General features: G+C 58.8%; 25 protein-coding genes. 10 read left to right on the top strand and 15 right to left on the bottom strand.

Annotated features, from left to right (window positions below; all coding sequences use genetic code 11):
- Positions 1–98 precede the first annotated feature (98 nt).
- Positions 99–857 carry an SDR family NAD(P)-dependent oxidoreductase gene (locus ACIPIN_RS26025; RefSeq protein WP_401123811.1) on the bottom strand — a complete coding sequence of 253 codons (759 nt, stop codon included), beginning with the start codon at positions 855–857 and terminating at the stop codon, positions 99–101.
- A 121-nt stretch (positions 858–978) separates the two neighbouring features.
- Here ACIPIN_RS26025 and ACIPIN_RS26030 point away from each other — a divergent pair, with 121 nt between their 5' ends.
- Positions 979–1,875: a LysR family transcriptional regulator gene (locus ACIPIN_RS26030; protein WP_401123814.1), complete on the top strand. Its 897-nt coding sequence runs from the start codon at positions 979–981 to the stop codon at positions 1,873–1,875.
- Positions 1,876–2,006: 131 nt separating this feature from the next.
- Here ACIPIN_RS26030 and ACIPIN_RS26035 read toward each other — a convergent pair whose 3' ends face one another.
- The 3 genes from ACIPIN_RS26035 to ACIPIN_RS26045 all read right to left on the bottom strand — a co-directional run bounded on the left by ACIPIN_RS26035 (position 2,007) and on the right by ACIPIN_RS26045 (position 5,339).
- Positions 2,007–2,729 carry a TylF/MycF/NovP-related O-methyltransferase gene (locus tag ACIPIN_RS26035; RefSeq protein WP_071553741.1) on the bottom strand — a complete coding sequence of 241 codons (723 nt, stop codon included), beginning with the start codon at positions 2,727–2,729 and terminating at the stop codon, positions 2,007–2,009.
- On the bottom strand, positions 2,729–3,592 hold the full coding sequence (locus ACIPIN_RS26040; RefSeq protein ID WP_401123816.1) for a hypothetical protein: 864 nt from the start codon (positions 3,590–3,592) through the stop codon (positions 2,729–2,731). The genes ACIPIN_RS26035 and ACIPIN_RS26040 overlap by 1 nt, the downstream gene beginning before the upstream one ends.
- Before the next feature lie 130 nt (positions 3,593–3,722).
- Positions 3,723–5,339, bottom strand: a complete 1,617-nt coding sequence (locus ACIPIN_RS26045) for an inorganic phosphate transporter (protein ID WP_401123817.1) — start codon at positions 5,337–5,339, stop codon at positions 3,723–3,725.
- Positions 5,340–5,715: 376 nt separating this feature from the next.
- Here ACIPIN_RS26045 and ACIPIN_RS26050 point away from each other — a divergent pair, with 376 nt between their 5' ends.
- From ACIPIN_RS26050 to ACIPIN_RS26060, 3 genes are all read left to right on the top strand, one after another.
- Positions 5,716–7,341, top strand: coding sequence for a methyl-accepting chemotaxis protein (locus tag ACIPIN_RS26050; RefSeq protein ID WP_401123820.1), 1,626 nt, complete (start codon positions 5,716–5,718; stop codon positions 7,339–7,341).
- A 124-nt stretch (positions 7,342–7,465) separates the two neighbouring features.
- On the top strand, positions 7,466–7,906 hold the full coding sequence (locus ACIPIN_RS26055; RefSeq protein WP_401123822.1) for a hypothetical protein: 441 nt from the start codon (positions 7,466–7,468) through the stop codon (positions 7,904–7,906).
- A gap of 182 nt (positions 7,907–8,088) precedes the next feature.
- On the top strand, positions 8,089–8,463 hold the full coding sequence (locus ACIPIN_RS26060; protein WP_401123824.1) for a hypothetical protein: 375 nt from the start codon (positions 8,089–8,091) through the stop codon (positions 8,461–8,463).
- 81 nt (positions 8,464–8,544) lie between these two features.
- Here the strand turns inward: ACIPIN_RS26060 and ACIPIN_RS26065 are convergent, their stop codons facing one another.
- Both ACIPIN_RS26065 and ACIPIN_RS26070 read right to left on the bottom strand, forming a co-directional pair.
- Positions 8,545–8,865 carry a PepSY domain-containing protein gene (locus ACIPIN_RS26065; RefSeq protein ID WP_401123827.1) on the bottom strand — a complete coding sequence of 107 codons (321 nt, stop codon included), beginning with the start codon at positions 8,863–8,865 and terminating at the stop codon, positions 8,545–8,547.
- A gap of 199 nt (positions 8,866–9,064) precedes the next feature.
- Positions 9,065–10,192, bottom strand: coding sequence for a glycerophosphodiester phosphodiesterase (locus ACIPIN_RS26070; RefSeq protein ID WP_401123829.1), 1,128 nt, complete (start codon positions 10,190–10,192; stop codon positions 9,065–9,067).
- Between the two features lie 249 nt (positions 10,193–10,441).
- Here ACIPIN_RS26070 and ACIPIN_RS26075 point away from each other — a divergent pair, with 249 nt between their 5' ends.
- Positions 10,442–10,771 carry a DUF2025 family protein gene (locus ACIPIN_RS26075; RefSeq protein ID WP_401123832.1) on the top strand — a complete coding sequence of 110 codons (330 nt, stop codon included), beginning with the start codon at positions 10,442–10,444 and terminating at the stop codon, positions 10,769–10,771.
- On the opposite strand, the gene ACIPIN_RS26080 is transcribed toward ACIPIN_RS26075, so the two are convergent.
- Complete coding sequence (locus tag ACIPIN_RS26080) at positions 10,759–11,091, bottom strand: antibiotic biosynthesis monooxygenase family protein (protein WP_401123834.1); 333 nt, start codon at positions 11,089–11,091, stop codon at positions 10,759–10,761. The two genes, ACIPIN_RS26075 and ACIPIN_RS26080, sit on opposite strands and share 13 nt — an antisense overlap.
- A complete protein-coding gene (locus tag ACIPIN_RS26085; RefSeq protein ID WP_401123835.1) occupies positions 11,088–11,798 on the bottom strand; it encodes a CTP synthase in 711 nt (236 codons plus the stop codon). Before ACIPIN_RS26085 ends, ACIPIN_RS26080 begins: the two co-directional genes overlap by 4 nt.
- 15 nt (positions 11,799–11,813) lie before the next feature.
- Here ACIPIN_RS26085 and ACIPIN_RS26090 point away from each other — a divergent pair, with 15 nt between their 5' ends.
- A complete protein-coding gene (locus tag ACIPIN_RS26090) occupies positions 11,814–12,776 on the top strand; it encodes a LysR family transcriptional regulator (RefSeq protein WP_401123837.1) in 963 nt (320 codons plus the stop codon).
- On the opposite strand, the gene ACIPIN_RS26095 is transcribed toward ACIPIN_RS26090, so the two are convergent.
- Together ACIPIN_RS26095 and ACIPIN_RS26100 are read right to left on the bottom strand one after the other, a co-directional pair.
- The gene (locus tag ACIPIN_RS26095; protein WP_401123840.1) at positions 12,761–13,297 is read right to left on the bottom strand and encodes a DUF1003 domain-containing protein; all 537 of its coding nucleotides are present in this window, start codon (positions 13,295–13,297) and stop codon (positions 12,761–12,763) included. The genes ACIPIN_RS26090 and ACIPIN_RS26095 overlap by 16 nt on opposite strands.
- A gap of 180 nt (positions 13,298–13,477) precedes the next feature.
- Positions 13,478–14,086 (bottom strand): TetR/AcrR family transcriptional regulator, encoded by a 609-nt coding sequence (locus ACIPIN_RS26100; protein ID WP_401123842.1) that lies wholly within the window; start codon positions 14,084–14,086, stop codon positions 13,478–13,480.
- A gap of 201 nt (positions 14,087–14,287) precedes the next feature.
- Here ACIPIN_RS26100 and ACIPIN_RS26105 point away from each other — a divergent pair, with 201 nt between their 5' ends.
- On the top strand, positions 14,288–15,343 hold the full coding sequence (locus ACIPIN_RS26105) for an MBL fold metallo-hydrolase (RefSeq protein WP_401123844.1): 1,056 nt from the start codon (positions 14,288–14,290) through the stop codon (positions 15,341–15,343).
- Between the two features lie 81 nt (positions 15,344–15,424).
- On the opposite strand, the gene ACIPIN_RS26110 is transcribed toward ACIPIN_RS26105, so the two are convergent.
- From ACIPIN_RS26110 to ACIPIN_RS26125, 4 genes are all read right to left on the bottom strand, one after another.
- Positions 15,425–15,745 carry a helix-turn-helix domain-containing protein gene (locus tag ACIPIN_RS26110; RefSeq protein ID WP_401123847.1) on the bottom strand — a complete coding sequence of 107 codons (321 nt, stop codon included), beginning with the start codon at positions 15,743–15,745 and terminating at the stop codon, positions 15,425–15,427.
- Positions 15,738–16,100: a type II toxin-antitoxin system RelE/ParE family toxin gene (locus ACIPIN_RS26115; protein WP_401123848.1), complete on the bottom strand. Its 363-nt coding sequence runs from the start codon at positions 16,098–16,100 to the stop codon at positions 15,738–15,740. Before ACIPIN_RS26115 ends, ACIPIN_RS26110 begins: the two co-directional genes overlap by 8 nt.
- 47 nt (positions 16,101–16,147) lie before the next feature.
- Complete coding sequence (locus tag ACIPIN_RS26120; RefSeq protein WP_401123851.1) at positions 16,148–16,465, bottom strand: helix-turn-helix domain-containing protein; 318 nt, start codon at positions 16,463–16,465, stop codon at positions 16,148–16,150.
- A gap of 94 nt (positions 16,466–16,559) precedes the next feature.
- Positions 16,560–17,330 (bottom strand): AraC family transcriptional regulator, encoded by a 771-nt coding sequence (locus ACIPIN_RS26125; protein ID WP_401123853.1) that lies wholly within the window; start codon positions 17,328–17,330, stop codon positions 16,560–16,562.
- A gap of 114 nt (positions 17,331–17,444) precedes the next feature.
- On the opposite strand from ACIPIN_RS26125, the gene ACIPIN_RS26130 reads away from it, so the two are divergent.
- A complete protein-coding gene (locus ACIPIN_RS26130) occupies positions 17,445–18,260 on the top strand; it encodes a sulfite exporter TauE/SafE family protein (protein WP_401123855.1) in 816 nt (271 codons plus the stop codon).
- Positions 18,261–18,270: 10 nt separating this feature from the next.
- On the opposite strand, the gene ACIPIN_RS26135 is transcribed toward ACIPIN_RS26130, so the two are convergent.
- Positions 18,271–19,227 carry a hypothetical protein gene (locus tag ACIPIN_RS26135; protein WP_401123858.1) on the bottom strand — a complete coding sequence of 319 codons (957 nt, stop codon included), beginning with the start codon at positions 19,225–19,227 and terminating at the stop codon, positions 18,271–18,273.
- Positions 19,228–19,440: 213 nt separating this feature from the next.
- On the opposite strand from ACIPIN_RS26135, the gene ACIPIN_RS26140 reads away from it, so the two are divergent.
- Together ACIPIN_RS26140 and ACIPIN_RS26145 are read left to right on the top strand one after the other, a co-directional pair.
- On the top strand, positions 19,441–20,418 hold the full coding sequence (locus ACIPIN_RS26140; protein WP_401123860.1) for a hypothetical protein: 978 nt from the start codon (positions 19,441–19,443) through the stop codon (positions 20,416–20,418).
- Between the two features lie 34 nt (positions 20,419–20,452).
- Positions 20,453–23,959, top strand: coding sequence for an alkaline phosphatase family protein (locus ACIPIN_RS26145; protein ID WP_401123863.1), 3,507 nt, complete (start codon positions 20,453–20,455; stop codon positions 23,957–23,959).
- The last annotated feature ends 198 nt before the right edge of the window (positions 23,960–24,157 follow it).

Genomic DNA, 24,157 nt, shown 5'->3' on the forward strand with positions numbered 1-24,157 from the left:
AGGTCCCTCCCTCGATGATCAGTCGAGAACTATCGCTCCTGACGGAGCGATAGTCGAGATACAAGGAGCTGCCGCAGGCTGCGATCTTTTGATCCTGATTACAAAAACATCCCGCCCGAAGCTTCGATACGCTGCCCATTGATCCACTGACTACCCGGCGCCAGCAGCAGCGCAATGGCGGCGCCAATGTCGTCGGGTTTGCCGGTGCGCCCCAGCGCCGTATTGCTTGCCACCAGTTGGTTCACCTCCGCGTTATCACGCACCGTACCGCCGCCAAAGTCGGTTTCGATGGCGCCCGGTGCGAGGATATTCACCGTAATGTTCCGTGCCCCAAGCTCCTTGGCCTGGTAGCGGGTCAGCACCTCCATCGCCCCCTTCATCGCTGCATAGGCACCGTACCCCGGCAGGCTGAAACGGGCCAGACCGCTGGAAATATTGATGATCCGGCCACCGTCATTCAGCAGCGGCAAGAGGTTCTGGGTGAGGAAAAACGGCCCCTTCAGATGGACGTTCATCAGCAGATCGAACTGGGCGACCGTGGTGTCGGCGAAGTTCGCATGCACGCCGACCCCGGCATTGTTGATCAGAAAGTCGAAGTGCTGGCGATCGAAGTGGTTTTTCAGGACATTCCCGACCTCTGTGGTGAAGGCGCCGAAACCTTCACTCTGGCCGACGTCGAGTTGCAACATGGCGGCGCGACCGCCAAGGCTTTCGATTTGCGTGACTAGCGCCAGGGCTTCGTCGGCGCGACTGTTGTAGGTGCCGATAACGTCGATGCCCTGAGTCGCCAGGTGCAGGGCGGTGCTTTTGCCGAGGCCACGGCTGGCGCCGGTGATCAATGCGATTTTGCGGTTCATGGGACATTCTCCAGAGCAGTGAGTGATGATGGGAGAAAGTTTATTTATCCGCCTTGTGGTGATAAACAGGCTTAAATCGGAATCACTGGTCGGAATTACCGAACAATAAAGAGTCAGTCCCATGAACAAACTGGAACTGTTGCGCACCTTCGTCCGGGTCAGCGAAATGTCGAGCTTCACCCTCGCGGGCGAAAGCCTCGGCTTGCCCCGTTCCACCGTATCCGAACATGTCCAGGCCCTGGAAACCCTGCTCGGCACACGTCTGCTGCAACGCACCACGCGCAAGGTTCAGGCGACCCAGGACGGTCTGGTGTTGTACGAGCGCAGCAAGGACTTGCTGTCACACATGGATGAAATAGAAGGACTGTTTCACCAGGACGAGGCCTCGCTGACCGGGCGTATTCGGATCGACATGCCCAACATCCTCGCCCGGCGGGTGGTGATGCCGCGCCTGCCGGAATTCATGGCGCTGCACCCCAACCTGGAGCTGGAAATCAGCAGCACCGATCGTCGGGTGGATCTGCTCAGTGAAGGCTTCGATTGCGTCGTACGGGTCGGGGCACAGCCGGATCAATCGGTGGTCGCTCGTCACTTGTGCGACTTCTCGATGGTCAACTGCGCCAGTCCTGCCTATCTGCAGCGCTATGGTGTGCCGCAACGGCTCGAAGACCTGGCGCAGCATCGGCTGGTCCATTACGTCGGCGTACTGGGTTCGCGGTCGGAAGGTTTTTTGTACGAGGAGGAGGGCAAGCTGCATCGAATGCCGATGACCGGCAGTGTGACGGTCAATAATACCGACGCTTACGAGTCAGCGTGTCTGGGTGGTTTCGGGTTGATCCAGGCGCCGCTGATGGGGATGCAGCCGTACCTGCTCAGCGGTGAACTGGTGGCGGTCTTGCCGCAGCTGAACGCACCGTCCCTGGAGGTTTCGCTACTCTATGCCCGGCAACGGCATTTGCCATTGCGAGTGCGGGCGTTCATGGACTGGCTGGGGCAGGTGATCCGGTTGATGGCCTGAAGAACGACAAATCCTCTGTGGGAGCGGGCTTGCTCGCGAAGGCGGCATAACATTCAACACAGAGGTCGACTGTCAGACCGCTTTCGTCGGATCGCCGCCCGGAGCAAGCCCGCTCCCACAGGGGTTATGCGTCAGACGTGGAAGTAACCCACGCAGGAATCGAACGGCAGACGCTTGAGCTCAATCTTGTTCAGGTCGAAGACTTCACGCAGGGCTTTGGTTTCGCCCGGGAAGTTGCGGTAGGCGACTTCGTCCAGCACCACGATGGCGCCTTTTGGCATGTACGGCAGGAAGGTTTCCAGCGCGACCTTGGTCGACTCATACAGGTCGGTGTCGAGGATCAGCATCGCCACGACCAGGTCCGGACGGGTCTTGACCCACTCAGGTGCGGTCTTGCAGATATCGCCCTTGACCAGCTCGCAACGCGGAATGCGGTTGACCGGACGCAGCAGGTCGTTGGCGTCGATCATGTCCTGGATCAGCGACTGGTCGGTGTCGGAGAACATGGTCTCGTTGACGTCGGCCGGGTCTTCGTCCTTGTTGATGCTCTGGAACCCTTCAAAGGTGTCGAAACCGACGATCGAACGGTTGATCGCGTAGGGTTCCAGGATCATCGACAGGTGCATGTAGAGCATCAGCGAGTTGCCCTTGTACACACCACATTCGACGATCGCGCCCGGGATTTCGGCGACCTTCTTGAACAGCTCCATGCGCGACAACGCAGCGGTCACGCCGATGCGGTTGGCGAACACGAAAGGGGCATCGGCCACGTACTCGGCGTCGACGCGCTTGAGGACGCCAGCGCGGGTTTCGTTGTATTGGGCCTCGGCAGGCGTAATGCGACGCTTGGTCATTATTTGATTCCTTGGAAATTCGAGAAGTCGTGGGCGTGGAAATAGTCTTTGAAGCCGGCGCCGACATCCGGGCACGCGCTGTCGACGTTGATCGCGCCGCGCTTGTGCTTCAGGTCGTCGAGATGCATCAGGCGGAAATCCACGCTGAAGCGGGTTTGTTCGGTGTAATTGGGAACGGTGCCGTGCAGATGTGAACCCGAGAAAATCAGCATTTCGGCGGTGTTGCCGGCAATGCGGATCTCGGACGCCGCGTCGATGTCCTCGGTCGGTACCGGGTGCTGACGGGCTTCTTCCTTGACGTTGTCCTTGGCGCGCTGGCGCTGCACGTCGATCCAGTCGGAGAGACTCCACTGCGCCGAAGTGTTCTTCACCGGCTTATCGAAGTACGCCGGGTTGATCATCATGGTCTGGTCCGGCTGGATCGTATAGACCGGCATCCAGGTGTTGATCTGGCAGTCGACGCCGCCGTACCAGGTGTCGCGATGAGGTTTGTACGCGTAGCTGACGCCGGCGTGCAGGTAATCGTAGTTGGGCACAACGCGAATCCGCGGCACGTCGAAGATGAACTCTTCGGGGGCTGCACCGATTTCTTCGGTGAAACCACGGATCAACTCTTTGGCCCGCAGACTATTGGTGAACTGGCCTTTGAGCCGGGTCACCAGCACCACGAACTCTTCCACCGGCATCAGGCGGTGCAGGGCCTGGTGGTCAGTCTCGCCGTCAAACGCGGCGGTGATGCTTTCCTGAGCAAAAGCACAGAGTTCTTTTGCTGCATTGAGCTGGGTGTTCAGGAAGATATCGCCAGCGTAGATGGCGCTTTTGAAGTCAGCTTTCTTCTGAAGCTGATTGATGTACAGATTCACGGTTCCCCCTCCTGAATGCATCGGGTCTCTTAAGAGTCGGCACCAAGGTAACAAACTGAAGCCCGATCCAGCGGGTGCTGAACCAATTAGTGCTTAATCCACTGATTTTGCGACGAAATGCCTGTCAGGTTCAGAACAGCTGGGTGAACAACCAGTACAGGCTACCGGAAAGCAGAATCGCCGCCGGCAGGGTCAGCACCCAGGCCATCAGCAAGTTGCGGATGGTCTTCATCTGCAAGCCTGCGCCGTTGGCCACCATGGTCCCGGCCACACCGCTGGACAGCACGTGAGTGGTCGACACTGGCAGGCCGAACATATCCGCCGCGCCAATGGTCAGCATCGCCACGGTTTCCGCCGAAGCGCCCTGGGCGTAGGTCAGGTGGGTCTTGCCGATCTTTTCACCGACCGTCACCACAATGCGCTTCCAGCCGACCATGGTGCCCAGGCCCAGCGCGATCGCCACGGCGATTTTCACCCATAGCGGAATAAAACGCGTGGCGTTGTCGATCTGTTGTTTGAACAATTGCAGCTTGCCGCTGGTGTCGGCATCGAAGTCGCCGACCTTGTTCTTGTCCATCAGGCGAATGGTTTCGCTGGTCAGGTACATGTCATTGCGCACGTTGCCCATGGCCTCGACCGGGACTTTGGACAGCGATCCATAACCCTTCACTTCGTTGCCAATATTGCCGGCCAGAGCGGCGAGGGCGGGAATCAGTTGCGGTGTCACTTCCTTGCTGCGCACGTACTCGGACAGCACGGGGCGCGGGTCGGTCGGGGCCGGTTGCGGAGCATTTTTGACCAATGCTTGCTGGGTCACTTCGGCCACGGCGGCGAATTGCAACGCCTGATCGGCCGGCATGGTGCGGTTCAGCGCATAGGCCATCGGCAGGGTGCCGACCAGAATCAGCATGATCAGGCCCATGCCTTTCTGGCCGTCGTTGGAGCCGTGGGCGAAGGACACGCCGGTGCAGGTCAGGATCAACATTCCGCGAATCCACCACGGTGGTGGCGTGTTGCCTTTCGGTGCTTTGTACAACGCGCGATTTTTGACGAAGACGCGCAACGCCAGCAGCAACAGCGCGGCAAATACGAAGCCGATCAGCGGCGACAGCAGTAGTGCGTAACCGATCTTGGTGGCCTGCGCCCAGTCGACGCCGCTGGTGCCGTCGCGTCCGTGCATCAACGCATTGGCGACGCCGACGCCGATGATCGAGCCGATCAAGGTGTGGGACGACGAGGCCGGGAGCCTTAGCCACCAGGTGCCGAGGTTCCACAGGATCGCCGCGATCAGCAGGGCGAAGATCATCGCGAAACCGGCGGATGAACCGACTTGCAAAATCAGCTCCACCGGCAGCAAGGCGATGATGCCGAACGCTACCGCGCCGCTGGACAGCAGCACCCCGAGGAAGTTGAAGAACCCTGACCAGACCACCGCGAAATGCGCGGGTAACGAATTGGTGTAAATCACCGTCGCCACGGCGTTGGCCGTGTCGTGGAAACCGTTGACGAACTCAAAACCCAAGGCGATCAACAGCGCAACACCCAGCAGCAGAAACGGCGTCCAGGTGGTCACTGCGGTGCCGAGGTCATGCATGTCGTGCATCAGGCTGTAGGCGGTGAACAGCAGACCCATGGCCAGCACTGCGAAAAACACCACGACGGTAATCACACCGGGCTTTTTATCGAGCTGAGGGCTGGTGCTACTGGCGGGGGCCTTGGAGGCGGCAGTCAAGGAGGGAGTAGCCATGGCCGGACAATCCTGTGTCGGGAGGAGTGTCGGTCATGATCGTTGCCAAATGTTACAGCGAGACTGCGTTGGGTCAGTGTTTGGTCAATTGTCGAAAGCAAAAAGCGAAAAGATCGCAGGCTCCTGCGCCCATACCGTGTAGGAGCTGGCGAAGGTTCGGGTAACGCGGTTTGACGGTTTTGTGACAGTTTGACGGGCTGCGTAATAGAGCCTCTACCGGTGGTCGGATCGGTTTCAAGAAACCGTGGCGCGCGCCGATGACGCCTAGGCAGGATCAGGCACTTTGGTGTCAGGCCCGCAAGTTGTTGACAGGGAGGTCCGGACATCTCGCATGCCCTTCCGGTGCGAGCCTTATCCCTGTCATGAGTATCACTCGATGTTTTTGCAAAAATCCCTGAGAGCGCAAATCCTGGCACTGCTGAGCGGCAGCCTGATCGCGATGTTGCTGATTGCCTTGGCCTGTTTTCACTTTCTCTCCAGCGGGATGCAGAATTATCGCAACCTGATCGAAGGCCCGTTGCATACCTCGCAACTGATTGACGAAGCCAACCTGCAATTCAAGTCTCAGGTTCAGGAGTGGAAAGACGTCCTGTTGCGCGGCAAACAACCGGCTGACCTGGAGAAGTACTGGAAGCAGTTCGAGGATCGTCAGGGCAATGTGCAGAACATCCTTGGCGAGTTGACCCGTCAACCGGGTATCGAAGCGTCGCTCAAGGCTCGCATTGAAAGCCTGCGCGATGCGCACCGTGCTCTCGGTGGCGCCTATCAAAAAGGTCGGGAGGCTTTCCTGGCTGCTGGTGCTGACCCTACGGCGGGTGATAGCGCGGTCAAAGGGGTGGACCGCGCCACCAGTGAACAGATGAGCGCGCTGGTCAACGAATTGCGCAAGCAGGGTCGTGAGCAGTCGACGTTGATCAGCGCCAGTGCCGATCGCACCGTGTTGCTGGGCATCCTGGTGATGCTGGCTTCGAGCCTGTTGATTGGTCTGTTCAGCCTGTGGCTGGTCAACCGCAATCTGGTGGAACCGATCCGCAAGCTGATTGAATACGTCGCGCAATTGAGCCAGGGCCGTTTCGCTGAGCGGGTGGCGAGTGATCGTCAGGATGAGTTGGGCAGGCTGGCTGTCGCGGCCAACACGTTGCGCGATTTCCTTGCTGAGACCTTCAGTCGTTTGCAGCGCAGCGCGTCGGATCTCGACAGTGCCAGCGGCGAGCTGAACTCGATTGCTACGTTGATGGCCCATGGCACCAATGAGCAATTCAACCGTACCGATCAAGTCGCCACGGCGATGAACGAAATGTCTGCCACCGCCCAGGAAGTCGCTCGTCATGCGGCCGACGCGGCGCGGGCCGCCGATGATGCGGATCAGTCGGCACAACAGGGCGAGAAGGTCATGCAGGGCACGATTCACACCATCACCCGGATGCGCGGCGAAATTGCCAACACCGCCACGGTCATTCGCCAACTGGAAACCGACAGCGGACGCATCGGAAAGGTGCTGGAAGTGATTCGCGGTATCGCCGAGCAAACCAACCTGCTGGCGCTGAACGCCGCCATCGAAGCCGCTCGGGCCGGTGAAGCCGGACGCGGGTTTGCCGTGGTGGCCGATGAGGTGCGCAGCCTGGCCCAGCGTACGGCGGCGTCGATCATCGAAATCAACCAGATCATCCAGAGCGTGCAGACCGGCGCGGTAGATGCGGCACAGGCCATCGAAAGCGGCCAGTCGCGCAGTGAGGAGAGTGTCGAGCAGGTCACCCAGGCCGGGGCCATGCTTGAACGCATTACCGCGTCGGTGGAGGCGATTCGCGACATGAACCGCCAGATCGCCACAGCAGCCGAAGAACAGACCTCGGTAGCCGAAGACATTTCGCGCAACCTGACCGAGATCACCAGCATTGCCAGTACCAATCTGGACAACGTGCAGCGCACTGAAGCCGCGAGCAACAACCTGCACGGCTTGTCGGGGCAGTTGAGCGCGGTGACGGCGCGCCTGAGCGCCTAGGAACAACCCGGTCAAACAAATTGTGTATCGGCACGCTAACCGTGTCGGTACACGATCCCTCTCAAGTGTGGGCGTTGCGCGTCGATGATGGGTTTATCCCTGAACCTCATTGAAGGAAACGCCCATGGTCAGCATCACTTCGGTCTCAATCAATCAGACGCTTTCCACTCCGGCCAGCACGACTGCCATCAGCGGCACCGCCGACACTACTCAAAGCACAACTGCAACGGGCAGTTCGACCGCCGACAGTGGCAAAGTCGCTGCCGGTGGTGCGCCTGCGTCGAGCGGCAGCAGTTCGAGCAGCAGCGGTGAATCGGATGCGGTAAAAGCGCTGCGCAAGCAGGTTGCCGAGCTGCAAAAGCAAATGCAGGAGCAACAGCAACAACTGCAAGCGGCTCAGGCCAGTCAGGAAAGCGCGGATGCCAAAGCGGCGAAAGTCGCGGCTGCCCAATCGCAGATAGCATCCACCTCGGGTTCGTTGCAGACCGCTAGCGCGGCGTTGTTGCAAGCGTTGCAGCAATCGGGCAGCAGCACGTCGGGGTCGTTGGTCAGTACGACGGCGTGATGGTTCGTGCGCCTTTGATGTCCTGATCCCATGAGGCTCGTGCCGCTGGTCGGATAAAGGGTGAGAAAAGGCCTTGCTTTACCGCTTACCTGTTAGTTCTGACAGTAGACGGGGTGGCCTCCCGAGCGTTGTATGGAACTGTCAGCGCAGCCTGCGCTACTTTTTCTGTCAGGAGCGATCCCATGTCTTTGGATTTAAAAAAATTGCATATTGAAAGTATGACGCCGGAGCCCGGATACGATGGACAAGTCATTGTGCCGTCTGCCGGAGCAGGTCTGCGCGCTCAAGTGTTGGGCAAGCAAGGCTATCACGCAGAAGACATTCTGCTGGTGTACTGGAATGGCAGGCGCGTGTTCATTCACACGATTACTGAAGTTGAAGTGCAAAATGGCGTCCACTTTTATGTGGAAAAAACTCATGTCGCACCGGGTGACGCCATGGTCACCTACACCCTCATCGACGATCTGACCGGGATCCCTTCCGACTCACCTGAATTACTGCTTAAGGTCATTCCCGCGGAAGAAGAAGCAGAAGTAGTCTTCGCGTCGCAACAGTAGGGCCCGGCCACCCCCTCTCATGTTCAAAACGCAAAAAAGCCGCACAACCCCAAGGTTGTACGGCTTCTGTGTCTGTTCGATTTACTTCTCTTGTTTGTTGCTCAGCACCTGGCCGGTTTTGGCGTCCAGCTTCACGTTCCACTCGACATTCCTGGCATCGCGAATTTCGACCTTGTACTCATAAGCGCCGGTCTTGGCGTTGTGCTCAAGCTCAGTGTCCTTGATGTTCGCCGCAGTAGCGCCCGGGTGCTCGGCGAGCGCGGCCTGATTGAGCTTCTCCATGTCCATCACGGTGCCGTCCTTGAGCAGACCCGGAATCAGGTCCGGGCGCACATCAGCCATGGCGAGACCGGCAGTCAGGGTCAGGGTGGCGGCAGTGAAAAGGGCAGTCAACGTTTTCATGGGGTCATTCCTTGGGTGAGCTGTTTAAGTGGCATCAGGTTAACCAGCGCAACTTAATTCATCCTTAAATTCACTTGAGCCCAATGCAATCCTTAAGGATCAAAATGCTAACCGGCGTAGGAACTGGCGCAGCCTGCGATCTTTTGATTTTTCGTATTGAATAGAGGATCAAAAGATCGCAGCCTCCGGCAGCTCCTACCTAGTAGCCGTTGTTCTCAAGCAACTGTGCAACGCTGGCCGCTGCCGGACGCTTGTAGTACTTGAGCAGTTCGCTGGCGCGGTTGGTGAAGATGCCATCGACACCGGCGTCCATGACCTTCTTGTAGTCCACGGCATCGTCGATGGTGTAGACGTGCACCAACATACCTTTGTCGTGGGTGTACTGGTTCATCCAGGGTTGCACCAGGTCGGAATAGCTTTGATCGCCACCGTTGGTCAGCGCTGCCGAAGGGCCAGTGCCGATTGCGCCCTGAGCCTTGGCGTAGTCGACCCATTGCTCGAATTCGGCTTTGTCCTTGGGTTCCTGCTTGGCGTACCAAGTGGCTTTATCCTTGTCGCCGGATTCGGCGAAGGTCACTTTCGACTTGGGCTCAATACTGCCTTCGCCCACCCACAACAAAAGAATCTTCGGCACTTGCGGCATTTCTTTTTGCAGCAGTTCGAGGCTGCTTTTCTCGAAGGTTTGCAGGATCACTTTGCCTTTACCCTGGCCGACGCTCAGCTCACTTTTGGCCAGCTTGGAACCTGCCGGGCTCAGCCAGCCGCGGTCCTGAAGCTTGTCCTTGAGATCACGCTCAATGCCGGGAAACTGCTTTGGCTCTTTGGTTTCGATGTAAAGGCCAGGCTGGTGCAGCGGGTTGCCCTGGGCGATATCGATGATTTCGTCCAGGGTCAGGATTTTCAGGCCGGCGTAAGCAGGGCGAGCGCGATCCGGTTGCGCGGCGTTGAACCAACTGCCGGCGTCCAGGGTTTTCAGTTCGGCGAGGGTGAACGCGTTGGCCGGGCTGTCCTTGCGTTCAGGAAACTTGGTTGCAACGTCGGTGGTGCGTTGCAGGTTGTTGTCATGTAACGCGAACAGCACACCGTCCTTGCTGCGTTGCAGGTCCATTTCCAGGTAGTCGGCGCCTAGATCGCGCGCCAGTTTGTAGGCGGCGGCGGTGGATTCCGGTGCATCGAAAGAGGCGCCACGGTGGGCGATCACGGCCGGGTGCGGAATCCCGGTGGTGCTGGCCAGAGCGGTCGGGCTCTGCTGGCTGGTAGCCTGTGCCTGGCCAAGGCCGAGCATCAGGCTCAGCAATAGGGCACTTTTGGTGTAGGTAACAGGCATAGTCGAGGTCCTTTCGTAATAAGCGATTTCAAAGAAGTACCTTTTAACAATTGAGCGCCGGATGTGCTATCGCCATACCGACATAAACGTGTGTGAGGGGCTTTTTTTCCGCGCTTTTGTGCAGCCCTTTGCAGTACGATCCGCCTCAGCAGTTTCCCCATCAGAGGGAAACCCCAGAATATTTTTCATCCTGCCCTGCGTGTAAACCATCGTTCCGCCGTCCTTCGGGACGCATCCGTGAGGTTTACCATGCGCATCACGTCCGAGCTTATCTGCCAGGCCGCCGACCAACTCAAAGGCTTCGTCGGTTTCAATCGCAAGACCGCTCACTACATCGTCCGCTTCAGCGAAGACTCCTTTGGCATGGACGTCGCTGACGACGCGATCATTCCCGCCAGCGAGTTCGTCTGGGTGCCTGAGGATGGACAAACCATGACCCTCAAGCGCGAGTTGATCCGGTTACTGCTGGAGCAGAACATCGACGACCGGATCAACATCACCGAGCCGCTGCGGGTCTACATGCAGCGTGATGATTTGCCGGAAATTACCGCGCTGCGTAGCCTGGTTCAGGCCGGCTGACGCTCGAAGGCATAAGCGCGCTCGACCCTGCACACTCGCGTGTGAAACGCTTCATACCAGGTCGAGCGCCCATGTTCGCGGGTCGCACTGTGCTCAGCGTGCTGTTTCCAGGCGAGGATCGCCTCTTCGCTGGACCAGTAGGAAACGGTGATGCCGAGTCCGTCTTCACCCCGGGCCGACTCCAGTCCGAGAAACCCCGGTTGTTCGCGGGCGAGTTCGATCATGCGTTGCGCGGCTTGCTCGTAACCCTGGTCTGCGGTTGTGCGCAGCGAAGTGAAAATCACCGCGTAGTAAGGCGGCGAGGGTGTGTTGGCGATCATCTGCGGTTCCTCGCGCAGGCCTTGATAAAAGCGTTGACCAAGGGTGGAAGGGTGCCGGCTAGCGCCGCGCGTTCGGGTTGAAACAAAGTGGCGACGAAGAACGGATGATCACTGAGTTCTACGGCTCGTAGATCACCTGCCGAATCGTGGCCGGTGGCTTTGAGGTTGTGTGTCAGAAGTTGCTCTTCGAACTCGGGATTGACCCCGTAGCGGCAGCGGTAGCCTTCCTCAATGTCTTGGGTCGCGTAGGCATTGGCAATCAGCGATCCTTCAAGCAACCGGATGCTGTCTACGGCCTCGACCAACGAACAGACGAGTGGCGTCAGCAATGCGCGGGCGGCGTCGGGCGATGTTTCCCCATGCTCGGCATCGGTCCATCCCAGAACGTTGCGCGCGTATTCAAGCACCGCGTGTTGAAAACCACCGCAGGTGCCGAGGAACGGCCGCTGCTGTTCGCGAGCAAAGCGGATCGCCAACAGCGCACCGTCCATGTTGCGGTAGGGGCTGGCGGGCACGCACCAGAAGCCGTCGAAATCTGCCAGTTGAGTGTTCACGTCAATACTGTCGGTGGCCAGCCACTGGAACTGCACATCGAGTTCAGCGTGTTGTGCGGCCATGTTCAGCGCCAGGGGAATGGCCTGATGGGCGGTGACCTGCGGGTCGTAGTCACCGATCAGTGCAATACGTAGTTGAGGACTTGTTTCCATGGGGTCTCCCAAGACTTGTTGATTCCTGGAACGCACTATAGATTGGCGTTCACGCAATCAATATTGGCGTTTACCCAAGTGTTCAATGCGTCACTGCACTATCAGCTGGATTACCCGGACCTCGCCTTGATTCTCGCGCTGGTGCGCGGCGGCTCTCTGGCCCGGGCAGCGGCACTGCTGAAGGTCGATGTTTCGACAGTGTTTCGTGCCGTTCGCCGTCTGGAAGCTGCATTGGGCCAGGCGCTGTTCGAGAAAAGTCGTGCGGGTTATTTGCCGACCACCCTGGCGCGAACCCTGGCCGAGCAGGCCGAACGCGCCGAACAGGCACTGGAAGCCGCACGTATTGGCGTGGAGCAGGGTGGTGAGGTTATCAGCGGCACGGTGCGCCTGACCTGCACCGACTCGGTGCTGCAAGCGCTGCTGTTGCCGGCACTGGCGCAGTTCATGCCGGCGTACCCGGCGCTAACCCTGGAACTGAGCACCTCCAACGATTTTGCCAACCTCAGCCGCCGCGATGCCGATATCGCCTTGCGCCTGACCCGCTCACCCCCGGAGCATCTGGTTGGGCGGCGATTGGGTGCAGTGTCGTACCGGGTTTGCGCCAGTACGGCGTATCTGAAATCGGTCGACCCGAATGATCTGGCGCAACTGAGCTGGATCGCCCCGGATGACTTCCTGCCTGACCATCCGACCGTCACCTGGCGTCGTCAGCAATTTCCCGGCGTGCTGCCGAGCTATCGCTGCAACAGCATGCTCTCGGTCACCGAGTTGGTGCGCGCCGGGCTTGGCGTTGCCGCGTTGCCGGACTTTCTGATCGACGCGGCGCAGGGGCTGCGCCCATTGAGCGAACCCCTGCTCGGTTACGACACCAGCCTGTGGTTGCTGACCCGCCCGGACTGTCGAGCGTTGCGCTCGGTGGTGACGCTGTTCGATGAGTTATCGCGCTGGGTGCGATTGCCTGATCAGGAACGTTGCTGATCCTGCAAAAAGTGTTGATGCATCTCCGACGTCAGGTTTTCGATGCGCTCGGTCAGGGACTTGGTCATCTCGGTCAGTCGGGTGTTTTGTTCAAGCAGCGCGAGCAACTGCGCGGAGTGCTGCGCGGCTTGTGTTTGTCGCTCGGTATTGGCGACGGCCAAGGCCTCGCGGTGTTGTGCGTCGGCTTCCGACTGGGCTTTGTCGCGCGCGGCCTGACGGGTTTGCGCCAGCAGAATCAGCGGTGCGGCATAGGCTGCTTGCAGGCTGAACGCGAGGTTGAGCAGGATGAACGGGTAGACGTCGAAAGTCGTTACCCCAGCGACGTTCAGAATAATCCAGACCGCGACAATGAGGGTTTGCGCGCCGAGAAAGGTCGGGGTGCCGAAGAAGCGTGCAAAGGCTTCGGCCTTCAATGCAAAGGTGTCGTTGCCGAAGGTCGACGCCAAATGGGCGTGCGGCCGGTGGAAGCGCCAGTGATCGACGGGGGCAGCGGGGTCTTTTTCGGGTTTGGTTGAGTTCATGATGTTCTCTGCAATGCCATGGGACTGAGGCTCACTATAACCTCATAACTTCCTGCGCCCGATTGGCTTTGAAACACTTTGTCGCGTTTTATTCAGAGTCTCCGTCCATCGGGTAAAACACGTGAATAGTGTCATTTATTCCACGTGCACTTATCCGTGTCCTTCACAGCCATTTAATGCCTACCGTTGATAGCAGGCCAGAAACATGTCCAGCGTCGACTCTACGACAGTCATCTGCATCTCGGGTGACAACGGCGGCTGGTTCAGGGAGATCTGCGGCCAGAAGGCAAATGCCTTGAGCATTCCCTGCACCTGCTGGGCAGCGAAGCCAGGATCTACAGGCTTGAGCCGACCATCAGCCTGAGCTGCGCGAATCCAGGTGGTCAGCCCTTCTTCACGTTCGCCAATGCGCACGACCATATCCTGGGACCGTTCTGGGGAATGGATGGTGGCGGCGATGGCAACCCGCGCCAGATCGAGGAAATTGTTGTCCCCCAGCAGCTGCAATTTGCTGTGCAATAACTGGCCGAGCTGTTCGCGCAGCGGCAGGTCTGTGCGATAGCAGTTGTCTTGTTGAGCGGTGACGTTGGTCCACAATCTTTGCAGAATTTCGGTAAACAGCTCTTCTTTACTGGGGAAGTGGTTGTACACCGTGCGCTTCGACACGCCCGCGTTGGCGGCAATCTTGTCCATGCTGGTGATGTCGAACCCGTTGGCACGGAATTCGGCAATCGCCGCCTGAACAATGGCTTCGCGTTTACGGTCGGTGAGGCGCTGTGGAGCTGTCATAAATACGCTTCGGCAGAGAGAAGGAAGAATTACACTCAGCAGTTTACTTACTCCCGGCTTTGTTGCAATCTTGAAACTACACTGTGCAGTGTAGTTTAGCGGTTAAAAATAGAGTTTACGGCTGACGCGTGCGTGCATTGGCCATTTATCGTCCGAAAAAGAAAAGCCGCACCTCGTCGGTTTTTCTGGAGTCACTCAAACATGGCCACTTTCTCTTCCCAAGCCGATAGCGCCACTGAACTGAAAACGTCCCGGCAGGAGCAGGGGCATTACCACAATAATGCGACCCAACCGCGGGAAGGTTTTCGCAAGACCCTGCGAATTTTCTTGAACATGCTTTTCCACAAGCCGCGTGACACGCGACCGGCCGGTGTTATCCCGGTTCAAGCGCTGACTCGCGAACAGCTTCTCAGCGCGCCGAATCACAGCGTGTTTCGTCTGGGGCATTCCACCGTGCTGTTGAAACTGCGCGACAAGTTCTGGCTGACGGACCCGGTCTTCGCCGAACGCGCATCGCCGGTGCAATGGGCCGGCCCCAAGCGCTTCCATCAACCACCAATCAGCCTGGAGGAGCTGCCACCGATCGAGGCGGTGATTCTGTCCCATGACCATTACGACCACCTCGACCATCAGTCGATCCTCAAGCTGGCCGACAAAACCAAACACTTCCTCGCGCCGCTGGGAGTGGGTGAGACGTTGATCAAATGGGGCGTTGATGCCAGCAAAGTGCGTCAACTGGATTGGTGGGAGGGTACTCAGGTCAGCGGAATTCATTTTATCGCGACGCCTGCGCAGCACTTTTCCGGTCGCGGACTGTTCGACGGCAACAGCACGCTCTGGGCTTCGTGGGTGATGATCGATGGGGATAAACGGATTTTCTTCAGCGGTGACACCGGCTACTTCGACGGTTTTAAAGCGATCGGCGAACAGTTCGGTCCCTTTGATCTCACGCTGATGGAAACCGGCGCGTACAACGTCGACTGGCCGCACATTCACATGCAACCAGAACAAACCCTGCAAGCACATATCGACCTCAAGGGCCGTTGGCTGCTGCCGATTCACAACGGCACCTTCGACTTGTCGATGCACGCCTGGCACGAACCCTTCGACCGTATCCTGGCCTTGGCCTGGGAGCGCAACGTGTCCATCACCACGCCGCAAATGGGCGAAGCGTTCAGCCTCAGCCAACCACAGTGTGGACAGGCTTGGTGGCTGGAGGTTGAAGAGGCGACAGATCAGTTGGTCGTTAACAGCTAGGTACGTACGCCTATTCCACGGATTGTTCTGCGCAGATGCTGGTACAGCAGACTTTGCCAGTGTTGGGGGAGGGAACTCCCATCAGGAAAAAACCACTTCAATCCGACCTTCGCGCCTCGATCTCGGCGCTGGTTTGACGATGATCTGTACATCGCGTCCGAGCCGTGAGAGACACTCCATCATCTTGGCTTCACTGATGCCCCGAAATTTTCCGCGAAGCATTTCGGAAAGTTTGGGCTGTGATAACCCCAGGATCTCGGAGGCCTGAACTTGGGTCAGGTGACGAGCCTTTATGATTTCGCCGATCTTTGTCGCGAGCTGGGCTTTAACCCTCATCTCGTTGGCATTAGCGCTTCCAAGGTCTTCGTACACGTTGCCCGTGCTTTCTTCGATTTCAATCATGTCCTGATCCTTTTGCGTGATCCTGAGCCGCCAGCAGCCTCTTTTTGATCAGTTCGATATCGCTCTGCGTGGTTTCGATGCCCTTGGTCGATTTCTTCTGAAAGCAGTGAAGCACATAGATGGCGGCACTAAAACGAACGGTATAAACGGCTCGATAAGCATTTGTGTTGAGGTCGTCAACCACCTCAAGAACGCCAGCACCACCAAAGCCTTTCAATGGTTTAGCTTGCGGGTGTTTTGTACCGTCCTGTGCCAAGTGGAGGGCGAATCCGAAAACGTCTTGAACGTCCTTTGGCATCTGTTTGAGGTCTTTTTTACTACTGCTGACCCACAAGAGTGGCTTCCGTGTACTCATGTGAAAATATACCTATATGGGAATAATCGTCAAGCAGAGGAATCAGATCACTCAATCATCGCGTAATCCGCCCGCCCCACCGGGTCTGGCGTAGAGCCTCTGACGCTCATGCCTCTGCCCGGTGCAAAGCCAGGGAAGAACACCAGACCTTCGGCTTCAAGCCGATAGGCGAGGGCCAGGCGGGTTACGTCGAGCAATTCACCGCCAGCCTCAAACCGTCGGATAGCTTCAACGGTAACCCCGGACTCCCTGGAAAACTCCTCCAGAGACCAGCCCAACATCGCACGTGCCTGCGCGCTGTGTTCAGGGGTGAATTGAAAAAGGGCGATACGTTCCAGGGTGATTTTCATCGCAAGAGAGGCCATGGTTTTCTCCGGGTTCGAAATTGGTTATTCAATAAGTACTGTGTTTTTGTACAGCTGTTTTCGGCCCGGATCAAACTCAATTTTTTGATCGATGTTATTTCGGTTCTTCAAGGTAGGCGGTGGGCGCTTGCCCCAGCACCCGGCGAAACATCGTCGAAAAAGCCGCTGGGCTTTCGTAGCCGAAGTCCAGGGCTATTCGCGTCACTGGCTCATCTGCGGCGAGCCGCGCCAAGGCCAGCACGACGCAGGCGCGTTGCCGCCATTGGCTAAAGCTCAGTGCAGTCTGCTGTCGAAACAACCGGTTGAAGGTCCGAAGGCTGATGTGCAACTGATCGGCCCAGTGTTGTGGTGACTGATGGACGTCGGGTTGCTGGAGGAAGGTCTGGCACAGTACGAGCAGGCGTTTATCCGCAGGCAGCGGAATGTGCAGGGGCAGGTGGGCGCTGCGTGCCAGTTCATGTAACAACAAACTGATCAGCACGCCGTCGCGTTCCGTTTCGGCGTATTCGAGCGGTAACTCCACGGCCTCCATCAGCAGTTGACGCAGCAGCGCTGAAACCTCGATCACTTGGCAACTGCTGCCGAAAGCGCTCATCGCTGTGGGTTCGATGTACAGGCTGCGGGTGCTGACCCCAAGCATCAAAACTTCATGTGGCACGCTCGCTGGAATCCACACTGCACGTTGCGGTGGCACCACCCAATTGCCGTCGTCGGTGCTGACCTGCATCACACCCGTAGCGCCGTACAACAACTGCGACCGACGATGGCTGTGACGCGGCAGCAGGTGCCCATGCGGGTAATCCGTTCCAATCGCCACCACTGCGCGTGGCGTGTGGTCCAGCAAATCAATCGAAGTGTTGCGCATAGAGCAAACATCCAGCGGTTGGCGTAAACGCAAACATTATTGGCTGACTTGCTGAAGCAGGCCAAGCACCGTCCTTCTATCGTCGAGCCCCACTCAACCGATGGACGATGTTCAATGTTTTATCTTCTGCTGGCGCTTTTTGGCTGCATGACCGGCGTCACCGCCGTACTGTTCGGATTTGGCGGTGGTTTCGTCGTAGTACCGCTGCTGTATCAGATGTTGATGTTCAGCCAAGGTGCTGACGACCCGATCAGCCAATCGGCCATGCATATAGCGGTCGCCACCTCGACCTGCGTGATGATCGTCAATGCCTCGGTCGCCACCGGTAAACATCACCGCGCAGGTAACCTCATTCGGCACTACCTGTGGCCACTCGGCGGTTTCATCGGGCTGGGCGCCGTCTTCGGTGCAATCGCGGCGATGTGGATGGATGGCGAAGTGATCCGTTATGCGTTCATCGCTTATCTGGGCGTCACGATTGTGGATTGCCTGCTGCGACGTGGTTTTCTTACGCCAACCGATGGAATTCCCCCACGGCGATTGGGGAGGGCGGAAGTCTCCGGTGGTGGCGTGAGCATTGGCGCGATTGCGACTTTTCTCGGTGTCGGCGGCAGCGTCATGACCGTGCCGTTGTTGCGACGTTGTGGTCTGAGCATGTCTCAAGCGACGTCCATGGCCAACCCGTTGAGCCTGCCCGTAGCGTTGGCCGGAACATTGACCTACATGGTCATGGCCGGATTCACACAGTTCGATCTGGGGCCATGGTTTATCGGCTACGTCGACTTGCTGGCTTTCGCACTATTGACCTTGGGTTCGATGCTCGGGATTCGCCTGGCAACGCCCTGGATCGGGCGCATACCGGACCGAGTACATGCGCGGGTTTATGTTGGTCTGTTGATTCTGGTGATGCTCGGCATGTGCCTGAGTTGAACGCGGCTGATCAGCTCTCCAACCCAGGCACCTCCCGAATAATGAAGTGATCCAGATTTTCGATATCGCCGCTGAACACCCCGAACGTCTGATCGGGGTTCTTTTTACTCGGCACCTGCTTCAACTCGGGCGTCACACCATAAAAGAAGCAATAAAGCTCCCGCTCGCTGCCGATAGCACCCTTGATTTCCTCCAGGAAGGCTTTGCGCTTGCGGTAGTTCTCGATCAGGTTTTTGCTCAGGTAAACGTTCACCGAGTACGGCTTTTTGTCGAGCCAGACCTTCTTCTCGAAATCGATGCGGAAACTGGTTTTGTAGTCCTTGATGGCTTTGATCTTGCCCCAGTAAATCAGCCCCTTGTTGTCCTGCAGGTATTCGATCTTCTTGAAGAACGAGCCGTAGGACGCGGTGTGTTCGCCAATCTTCAGCGGCATGCGTTTGAGCAGGTCCTTGTCATCGAAATTCGACACGAAGCACTCCACCGGATGAGCGAAGACGCAGGTTGTGTCCGGTGCCGACTCGCGGGGCGGATGCTCGGTGGTGCTGGCCGGGGCAGAAGGTTTCGGCTCGTCCCGAGGCGCACCTGGAACCTGCGCCGGGGTGGACGGCTTGCGCACATACTGACGCCGGGTCAGCAGCAGCTCTGACGGAAAGTGTTCCTCCGGTCCTTCATCCACTTCGGTGCTTTCTGAGCCTGGCGTTCTGAGGCTGACATAAGGACAGCCCTCGACATGCCGGGTGCTGGGCAGGTTCTTGAAGTGTGGCGTCCTTACATAGTTGACGTTCTTGGCATTAAACGTACCCAGCCCATTCGCCACATCAAACGCCGCCCGACAGTCGTCGTTGGGACAGTGAAAGCGTTCCTTGGCCGAGTCGAAGTCCATGGTCTCGTCGAAGTTCAGATCGCGCACGTCATAGATCGACAGTTTGTCGTCGAGGCTGATGCAGTAGGCGGTGTCGAATTTCATGCGCGCTCGGGTCCTTGAGAGATAGGTGGCGTATTAATAGCGGGTGGCGCGTGATGGCGCACCTGTTGATTCACGTTCGTCGTGTCAACGCCGTCCTTAATTGGACAAGACCCCATTGCCTGACTAGCGTTGTGAGACGGATCGCATTGCTCCATGCCTCATGCTGAGGCGCCGCTCCGAGCTGACAGTCAGTTGCATCTACAAGGAGGTCAGATGTTTGGTTCGGTCGTACTGGACGCAATTCTCGGGATGCTGGCGCTGTTCACGTTGCTTGGCGTCTTCGTCACCACGCTCACTGAAATCATTCAATCATTCTTCCAGAAGGTCCGGGCGAAGTACCTCTATGACGCCCTGAAGCTGTTGTTCACCGGCAAATTGAAGGGGCTGAACGACAGCGACATGGCGTTCTTCCAGCAGGTGCTCGATCACCCGGTGATCCAGTCCATGGCGCCACCGGGCCAACGCCCCAGTTACCTGGACCCGGCGATGCTGGCGCAGGTGGTGATCACGCTGCTGCTGCACAAAGACGACACCGCGACCCTCGATATTCCCCTCGACGAACTCAATGCGGCCCTGACCAAAGGCATTGCACAGGTTCCTTCCGAGCACTTGCGCCGCGCATTGTCGACGTTACTCGCGGCGGCCCAGGCCAAAGTCACCACGACTCAGGAGCTGTTGTGTTCGTTCAAGACCCGGTTGGAGCACTGGATCAATGCGGTCATGGACCGCGCCGAAGGCTGGATGCGGCGCAATGCCAAAGTCGTGTCGCTGACCTGTTCGCTGGTGATTTGCCTGGTGCTCAACGTCAACGCGTTCGACCTTATGCAAGGCCTGGTACGCAATGACACCTTGCGCGCGGCGGGCATGCAGATGGCCAGCAATCTGGTGACCAACAACTCGTCCGCGACGCTCGATCAGGTCTGCGCGAATCGGGACGACAAGGCCCAGTGCCAGTTTGAGTCGGCGTTGGGCAGTTTGCAGGCGCTGCCTCAGGGCGCTATCGGCTGGAACAACCTGCCGGCGTTTTTGCATCACGATCAGAGCAACAAAGCGGCCTGGTTCGGCTACTGGTTGCTTGGAGTCATGACGGCGGCATTGGCTGCCTCGTTGGGCGGCGACTTCTGGTTCAGGATGTTGAGCCAGATGATTCGCCTCACGGGCAGCAAAACCGTCCCACAGCCCAGGCCCTGAGCAGTATCGGGCAGATCAACTCAGGGAGAGCAACATGCCGAACAACTGGCCCGCCGAGATTGAGCACATCGTCGTGCTGATGATGGAAAACCGTTCCTTCGATCATCTGCTGGGGGATTACACCAGCATCAACCCAGCGTGCGATGGCATCAACCGTAACGCACCCAGCACCAACCCGCTAACGGACGCCAGTGGCGGCTCAGCGGTGATCACTCAAACGGCGGAAATAGCGGATTACTTCGCCCTGTGGGCGCCACCCGCGCCTTCGCCACCGGCGCTACCCGCGAAGGACAGCGAAGGTTTCGACCTGGGCCACGAGTTCGTCAATGTCGAGAAACAGCTGGATGTCACGCTCAAGACCAGCCTGACCGCACCCAAACTCGATGGCTTTGCGCAGGACGCCTACGACAAGGCTCGCAACGATCTGAAGGTGTACAAAACCTGGTCGCAATCCATGGCGCAGCGGGCGATGAACTACATCCCGTTCGGTGCCACGCCAGCCGCCGATCCGCTGCCGGCGATCCAGGGGTTGGCGCGCAACTTCACGGTGTGTGACCGCTGGTTTGCCTCGGTGCCGGGCCCGACCTGGCCGAACCGTTTTTTCGCCATGCTCGGCAGTTGTAACGGCCATTTGCTGATGCCATCCACGGGCACGGTGCTGGCCGGTATCAAAAGCCTGATTGCGCAGTTTGGTGGCGACAGTATTTTTTCGCTGCTGCGCGACAAGGGCCACGATGTGCGCATTTATTCCGACGGCGCTATTCCGCTGGCGGCGCTGGTCAAAGGTGGTTTGCAGCACATGAGCATCGACGACTTCAAGTCGGATGTCGCTGGTAACAAGCTCCCCGAACTGTCGTGGATCGAGCCGAGTTATGGCCTGCTCAACGGCAAGCTCGGGCCCAACGTGTCGCACCATCCACCGGAAGACCTGCGTTTTGGCGATCAGTTTGTCGGTGAGGTGTTCAATGCCTTGTCGGCCAATATCGATGTCTGGAACAAAACCCTGTTCGTGCTGCTGTACGACGAGCACGGCGGTTTTCATGACCATGTGGTGCCACCGACCTGCGTGGCGACGGGTTCAACTGTCGATGTCGACTGGCCCAATCCCTTCACCCGGCTCGGTATCCGCGTACCGGCGATCCTCGCTTCGCCTTGGCTCAATCCGGGCCTGATTCCGTGGACCGACAGTCTCCAGGCGCAACATTACGATCACACCAGTCTGCTGGCCTTTCTTTGCGATCATTTCCAAGTGCCGCGCAGCGCTCTTGGCCCACGGGTGGTGGCTGCCCAGCACTTCGGCAACGCGCCGATCTGGCGCACTGCCGCAAGCATTGCTCCTGCACCGAAACTGGCAGCCACCGCCGTGCCTAGCCGCGCCGGGCTGCCATTGATCGAGTCCGAACTGGCGACCCAAAGTCGGCAGGTGGTGGACAGCGCCACCGGTTACCTCGACGGGCTTGATCCAGAGCAGATCTGGAAAAACAGCGCCCAAGGTGTCAGCAGTTTCCTCAATAACCGCACCCGGGCACTGGTTGACCCCGGCCAGGCCCCTCTCACGTCGGCCGCGCCCAGTGCAGACAGCCTGGAGGCGAAACTGCGACGCCTGCAAGACCTGATGGCCATCGCCCACGGTCAAACGGTTCCTCCCGTTGCGGCGCCCGCCACCAAAGCCTTGGTAGAGCCGGGGCCGGGTGTTGCGCCAGCACGACTGCGAATTCTCTGTCTGCCGGGTGTGGGATTCACGCAGGCCGCCAACGGGCAGGGCAGTATCGACGTCAACTGGCAGGAACAATGGCGCACATTGATCCGCAACCAACTGGCGCAGAACGGTCGCGTCATCGAGGACCAGGACATCGACTTCCTTCCCTTCGATGATCAACTCAACGGTGGGCCAGACTTCGCCCAGATCACCCGAGGCCTGGCAATGCTGCGGGCCGATGCCAGCGATAAGGCTGACGAGGCCACTTTTGGTAGCTGGGGCCTGCCGGTCAACCAGATGCTGCGTACCACCGTCGGCGCCATCGTGCAATGGATCGAAGACGCCGATTTACGTACCGCACTGACCCAACATCTGTTGGCGAAGATCGAGGCGTTCGACCCGCAGATTATCTTCGCCCAAGGGCTGGGCAGCCTGATCGGCTACGACGCCTTGCGCCGTTCGGTGGTCAAGAATGATTCGGCGCTGGAGCGCATCGACGGCCGGGTGTTCGTCAGCTTCGGCTCACCCATCGCGCTGCCGTTGGTGATGCGCGACGTGTGGGGCGGTCGGGTCATGCGCTTGAGTGAAAACGGTCGGGGCATCCGCCGCTGGTTCCACCTCTACAACCCCAATGACGGCTTGCTGACCCGGCCGATCACCTCGCCGGACTCAGCGCGCGTCGACCTGCAAACCGAGTTCAGCGTGCCGCTGCGCGATGACCTGCTGGACCTTAATCACGCAGCCCAGGCCTACTTGTCGTCACCCACCAGCCAGACCGGCCTCTGGCCACAACTGGCCCGCGACGTGGTGGCGGCCCGCGCTCTTGAGGTGCCGGCATTCCTGTCCCGCAGTGGCCAACGCAAACGCCGCGCCTTGGTGGTCGGTATCAACGATTACCCCGACCCGAGCGCACGCCTCGACGGCTGCATCAACGACACCTACCTGATCAGCCGCATGCTCCAGGAGAGCGGCTACGACTCCGGCGACATCCGTTTGCTGCACGACGCCCGGGCGACGCGGGCGAACTTCGTCGAGCGCCTCGAATGGCTGGTGGAAGGTGCCCGCGCCGGAGACGAGCGGGTGCTGTTCTATTCCGGCCACGGCACCCAATTGCCGGCGTACAGCAGCAGCGGCGAAGCCGACCGCATGGACGAAACCCTGGTGCTCTACGACTTCGACTGGGATGACGAAAACACCCACTTCACCGACAAACTGTTCCGCCAGTTCTACAGCCACCTGCCGTTCGACCCGAACGGCCACGGCGCTAAACTGACCGTCATGTTCGACTGCTGCTACGCCGGCGGCATGAGCCGTGGCAACGGCCGCGTGCGCGGCATCACCCCACCCAGCGACATCCGCCACCGCATGCTGCGCTGGGACCCCTACGCCGGCGACTGGGACCGCCGGGTTTATGCTGCCGACAGCGACGGCCGCGACTTCAGCGAACAAGGCAGCAAATCTCGCATACTCACCCGCACCCGCAGCACCCAAGGCGCCGCCACCGGCCTGCGCCCCGAGAAAGAAGCCCAACTGCAGCACCAAAGCGAACTCTACGGCCACCACGGCCCCTACATGCCCCTGATGCTCTACGCCGCCCGGGAAAACGAAAAAGCCAACGAGTATGAGGTAGGTTCCAGCAGCTACGGCGCCTTCACCTACGCCGTGGTCGAGCAACTGCGCAAACTGCAGCAGGAAAATGCGACGTTGGGGTTTGATAAGTTGATTGCGCAGGTGGGCAAAGTGCTGAGCGCGAGATCGTTGGGGCAGACACCAGAAATCGTCGGGCCGAGCGAGGTGAGGGAGGCGGTGTGCCCGTGGCGGATTAGTGGGTTGGGGAAGTGAGGGGCTTCCCCTAATGCCAATCCCAAAAAAGATCGCAACCTGCGGCAGCTCCTACAGATTTGCGTACGGCCTCGATTCCACGGGCGTACCCGGTCGGCGTAGGAGCTGCCGCAGGCTGCGATCTTTTGATCTTGGCTTTGGTCGGCGTAAAACTAACCCCCAACCCGCCACCGCCCCGCCCCTCGTAGGAGCATGGCT

It is taken from the genome of Pseudomonas sp. NPDC087697 (assembly GCF_044743155.1).
Lineage (GTDB): Bacteria > Pseudomonadota > Gammaproteobacteria > Pseudomonadales > Pseudomonadaceae > Aquipseudomonas.

Coding starts and splice junctions, on each gene's coding strand:
- ACIPIN_RS26080 (WP_401123834.1), bottom strand. CDS start 11,091: ATGATCGCCAACACACCCTCGCCGCCTTACTACGCGGTGATTTTCACT.
- ACIPIN_RS26145 (WP_401123863.1), top strand. CDS start 20,453: ATGCCGAACAACTGGCCCGCCGAGATTGAGCACATCGTCGTGCTGATG.
- ACIPIN_RS26110 (WP_401123847.1), bottom strand. CDS start 15,745: ATGATTGAAATCGAAGAAAGCACGGGCAACGTGTACGAAGACCTTGGA.
- ACIPIN_RS26075 (WP_401123832.1), top strand. CDS start 10,442: ATGCGCATCACGTCCGAGCTTATCTGCCAGGCCGCCGACCAACTCAAA.
- ACIPIN_RS26030 (WP_401123814.1), top strand. CDS start 979: ATGAACAAACTGGAACTGTTGCGCACCTTCGTCCGGGTCAGCGAAATG.
- ACIPIN_RS26105 (WP_401123844.1), top strand. CDS start 14,288: ATGGCCACTTTCTCTTCCCAAGCCGATAGCGCCACTGAACTGAAAACG.
- ACIPIN_RS26060 (WP_401123824.1), top strand. CDS start 8,089: ATGTCTTTGGATTTAAAAAAATTGCATATTGAAAGTATGACGCCGGAG.
- ACIPIN_RS26115 (WP_401123848.1), bottom strand. CDS start 16,100: ATGAGTACACGGAAGCCACTCTTGTGGGTCAGCAGTAGTAAAAAAGAC.
- ACIPIN_RS26125 (WP_401123853.1), bottom strand. CDS start 17,330: ATGCGCAACACTTCGATTGATTTGCTGGACCACACGCCACGCGCAGTG.
- ACIPIN_RS26130 (WP_401123855.1), top strand. CDS start 17,445: ATGTTTTATCTTCTGCTGGCGCTTTTTGGCTGCATGACCGGCGTCACC.
- ACIPIN_RS26050 (WP_401123820.1), top strand. CDS start 5,716: ATGTTTTTGCAAAAATCCCTGAGAGCGCAAATCCTGGCACTGCTGAGC.
- ACIPIN_RS26045 (WP_401123817.1), bottom strand. CDS start 5,339: ATGGCTACTCCCTCCTTGACTGCCGCCTCCAAGGCCCCCGCCAGTAGC.
- ACIPIN_RS26025 (WP_401123811.1), bottom strand. CDS start 857: ATGAACCGCAAAATCGCATTGATCACCGGCGCCAGCCGTGGCCTCGGC.
- ACIPIN_RS26065 (WP_401123827.1), bottom strand. CDS start 8,865: ATGAAAACGTTGACTGCCCTTTTCACTGCCGCCACCCTGACCCTGACT.
- ACIPIN_RS26035 (WP_071553741.1), bottom strand. CDS start 2,729: ATGACCAAGCGTCGCATTACGCCTGCCGAGGCCCAATACAACGAAACC.
- ACIPIN_RS26055 (WP_401123822.1), top strand. CDS start 7,466: ATGGTCAGCATCACTTCGGTCTCAATCAATCAGACGCTTTCCACTCCG.
- ACIPIN_RS26085 (WP_401123835.1), bottom strand. CDS start 11,798: ATGGAAACAAGTCCTCAACTACGTATTGCACTGATCGGTGACTACGAC.
- ACIPIN_RS26070 (WP_401123829.1), bottom strand. CDS start 10,192: ATGCCTGTTACCTACACCAAAAGTGCCCTATTGCTGAGCCTGATGCTC.
- ACIPIN_RS26140 (WP_401123860.1), top strand. CDS start 19,441: ATGTTTGGTTCGGTCGTACTGGACGCAATTCTCGGGATGCTGGCGCTG.
- ACIPIN_RS26100 (WP_401123842.1), bottom strand. CDS start 14,086: ATGACAGCTCCACAGCGCCTCACCGACCGTAAACGCGAAGCCATTGTT.
- ACIPIN_RS26095 (WP_401123840.1), bottom strand. CDS start 13,297: ATGAACTCAACCAAACCCGAAAAAGACCCCGCTGCCCCCGTCGATCAC.
- ACIPIN_RS26135 (WP_401123858.1), bottom strand. CDS start 19,227: ATGAAATTCGACACCGCCTACTGCATCAGCCTCGACGACAAACTGTCG.
- ACIPIN_RS26120 (WP_401123851.1), bottom strand. CDS start 16,465: ATGGCCTCTCTTGCGATGAAAATCACCCTGGAACGTATCGCCCTTTTT.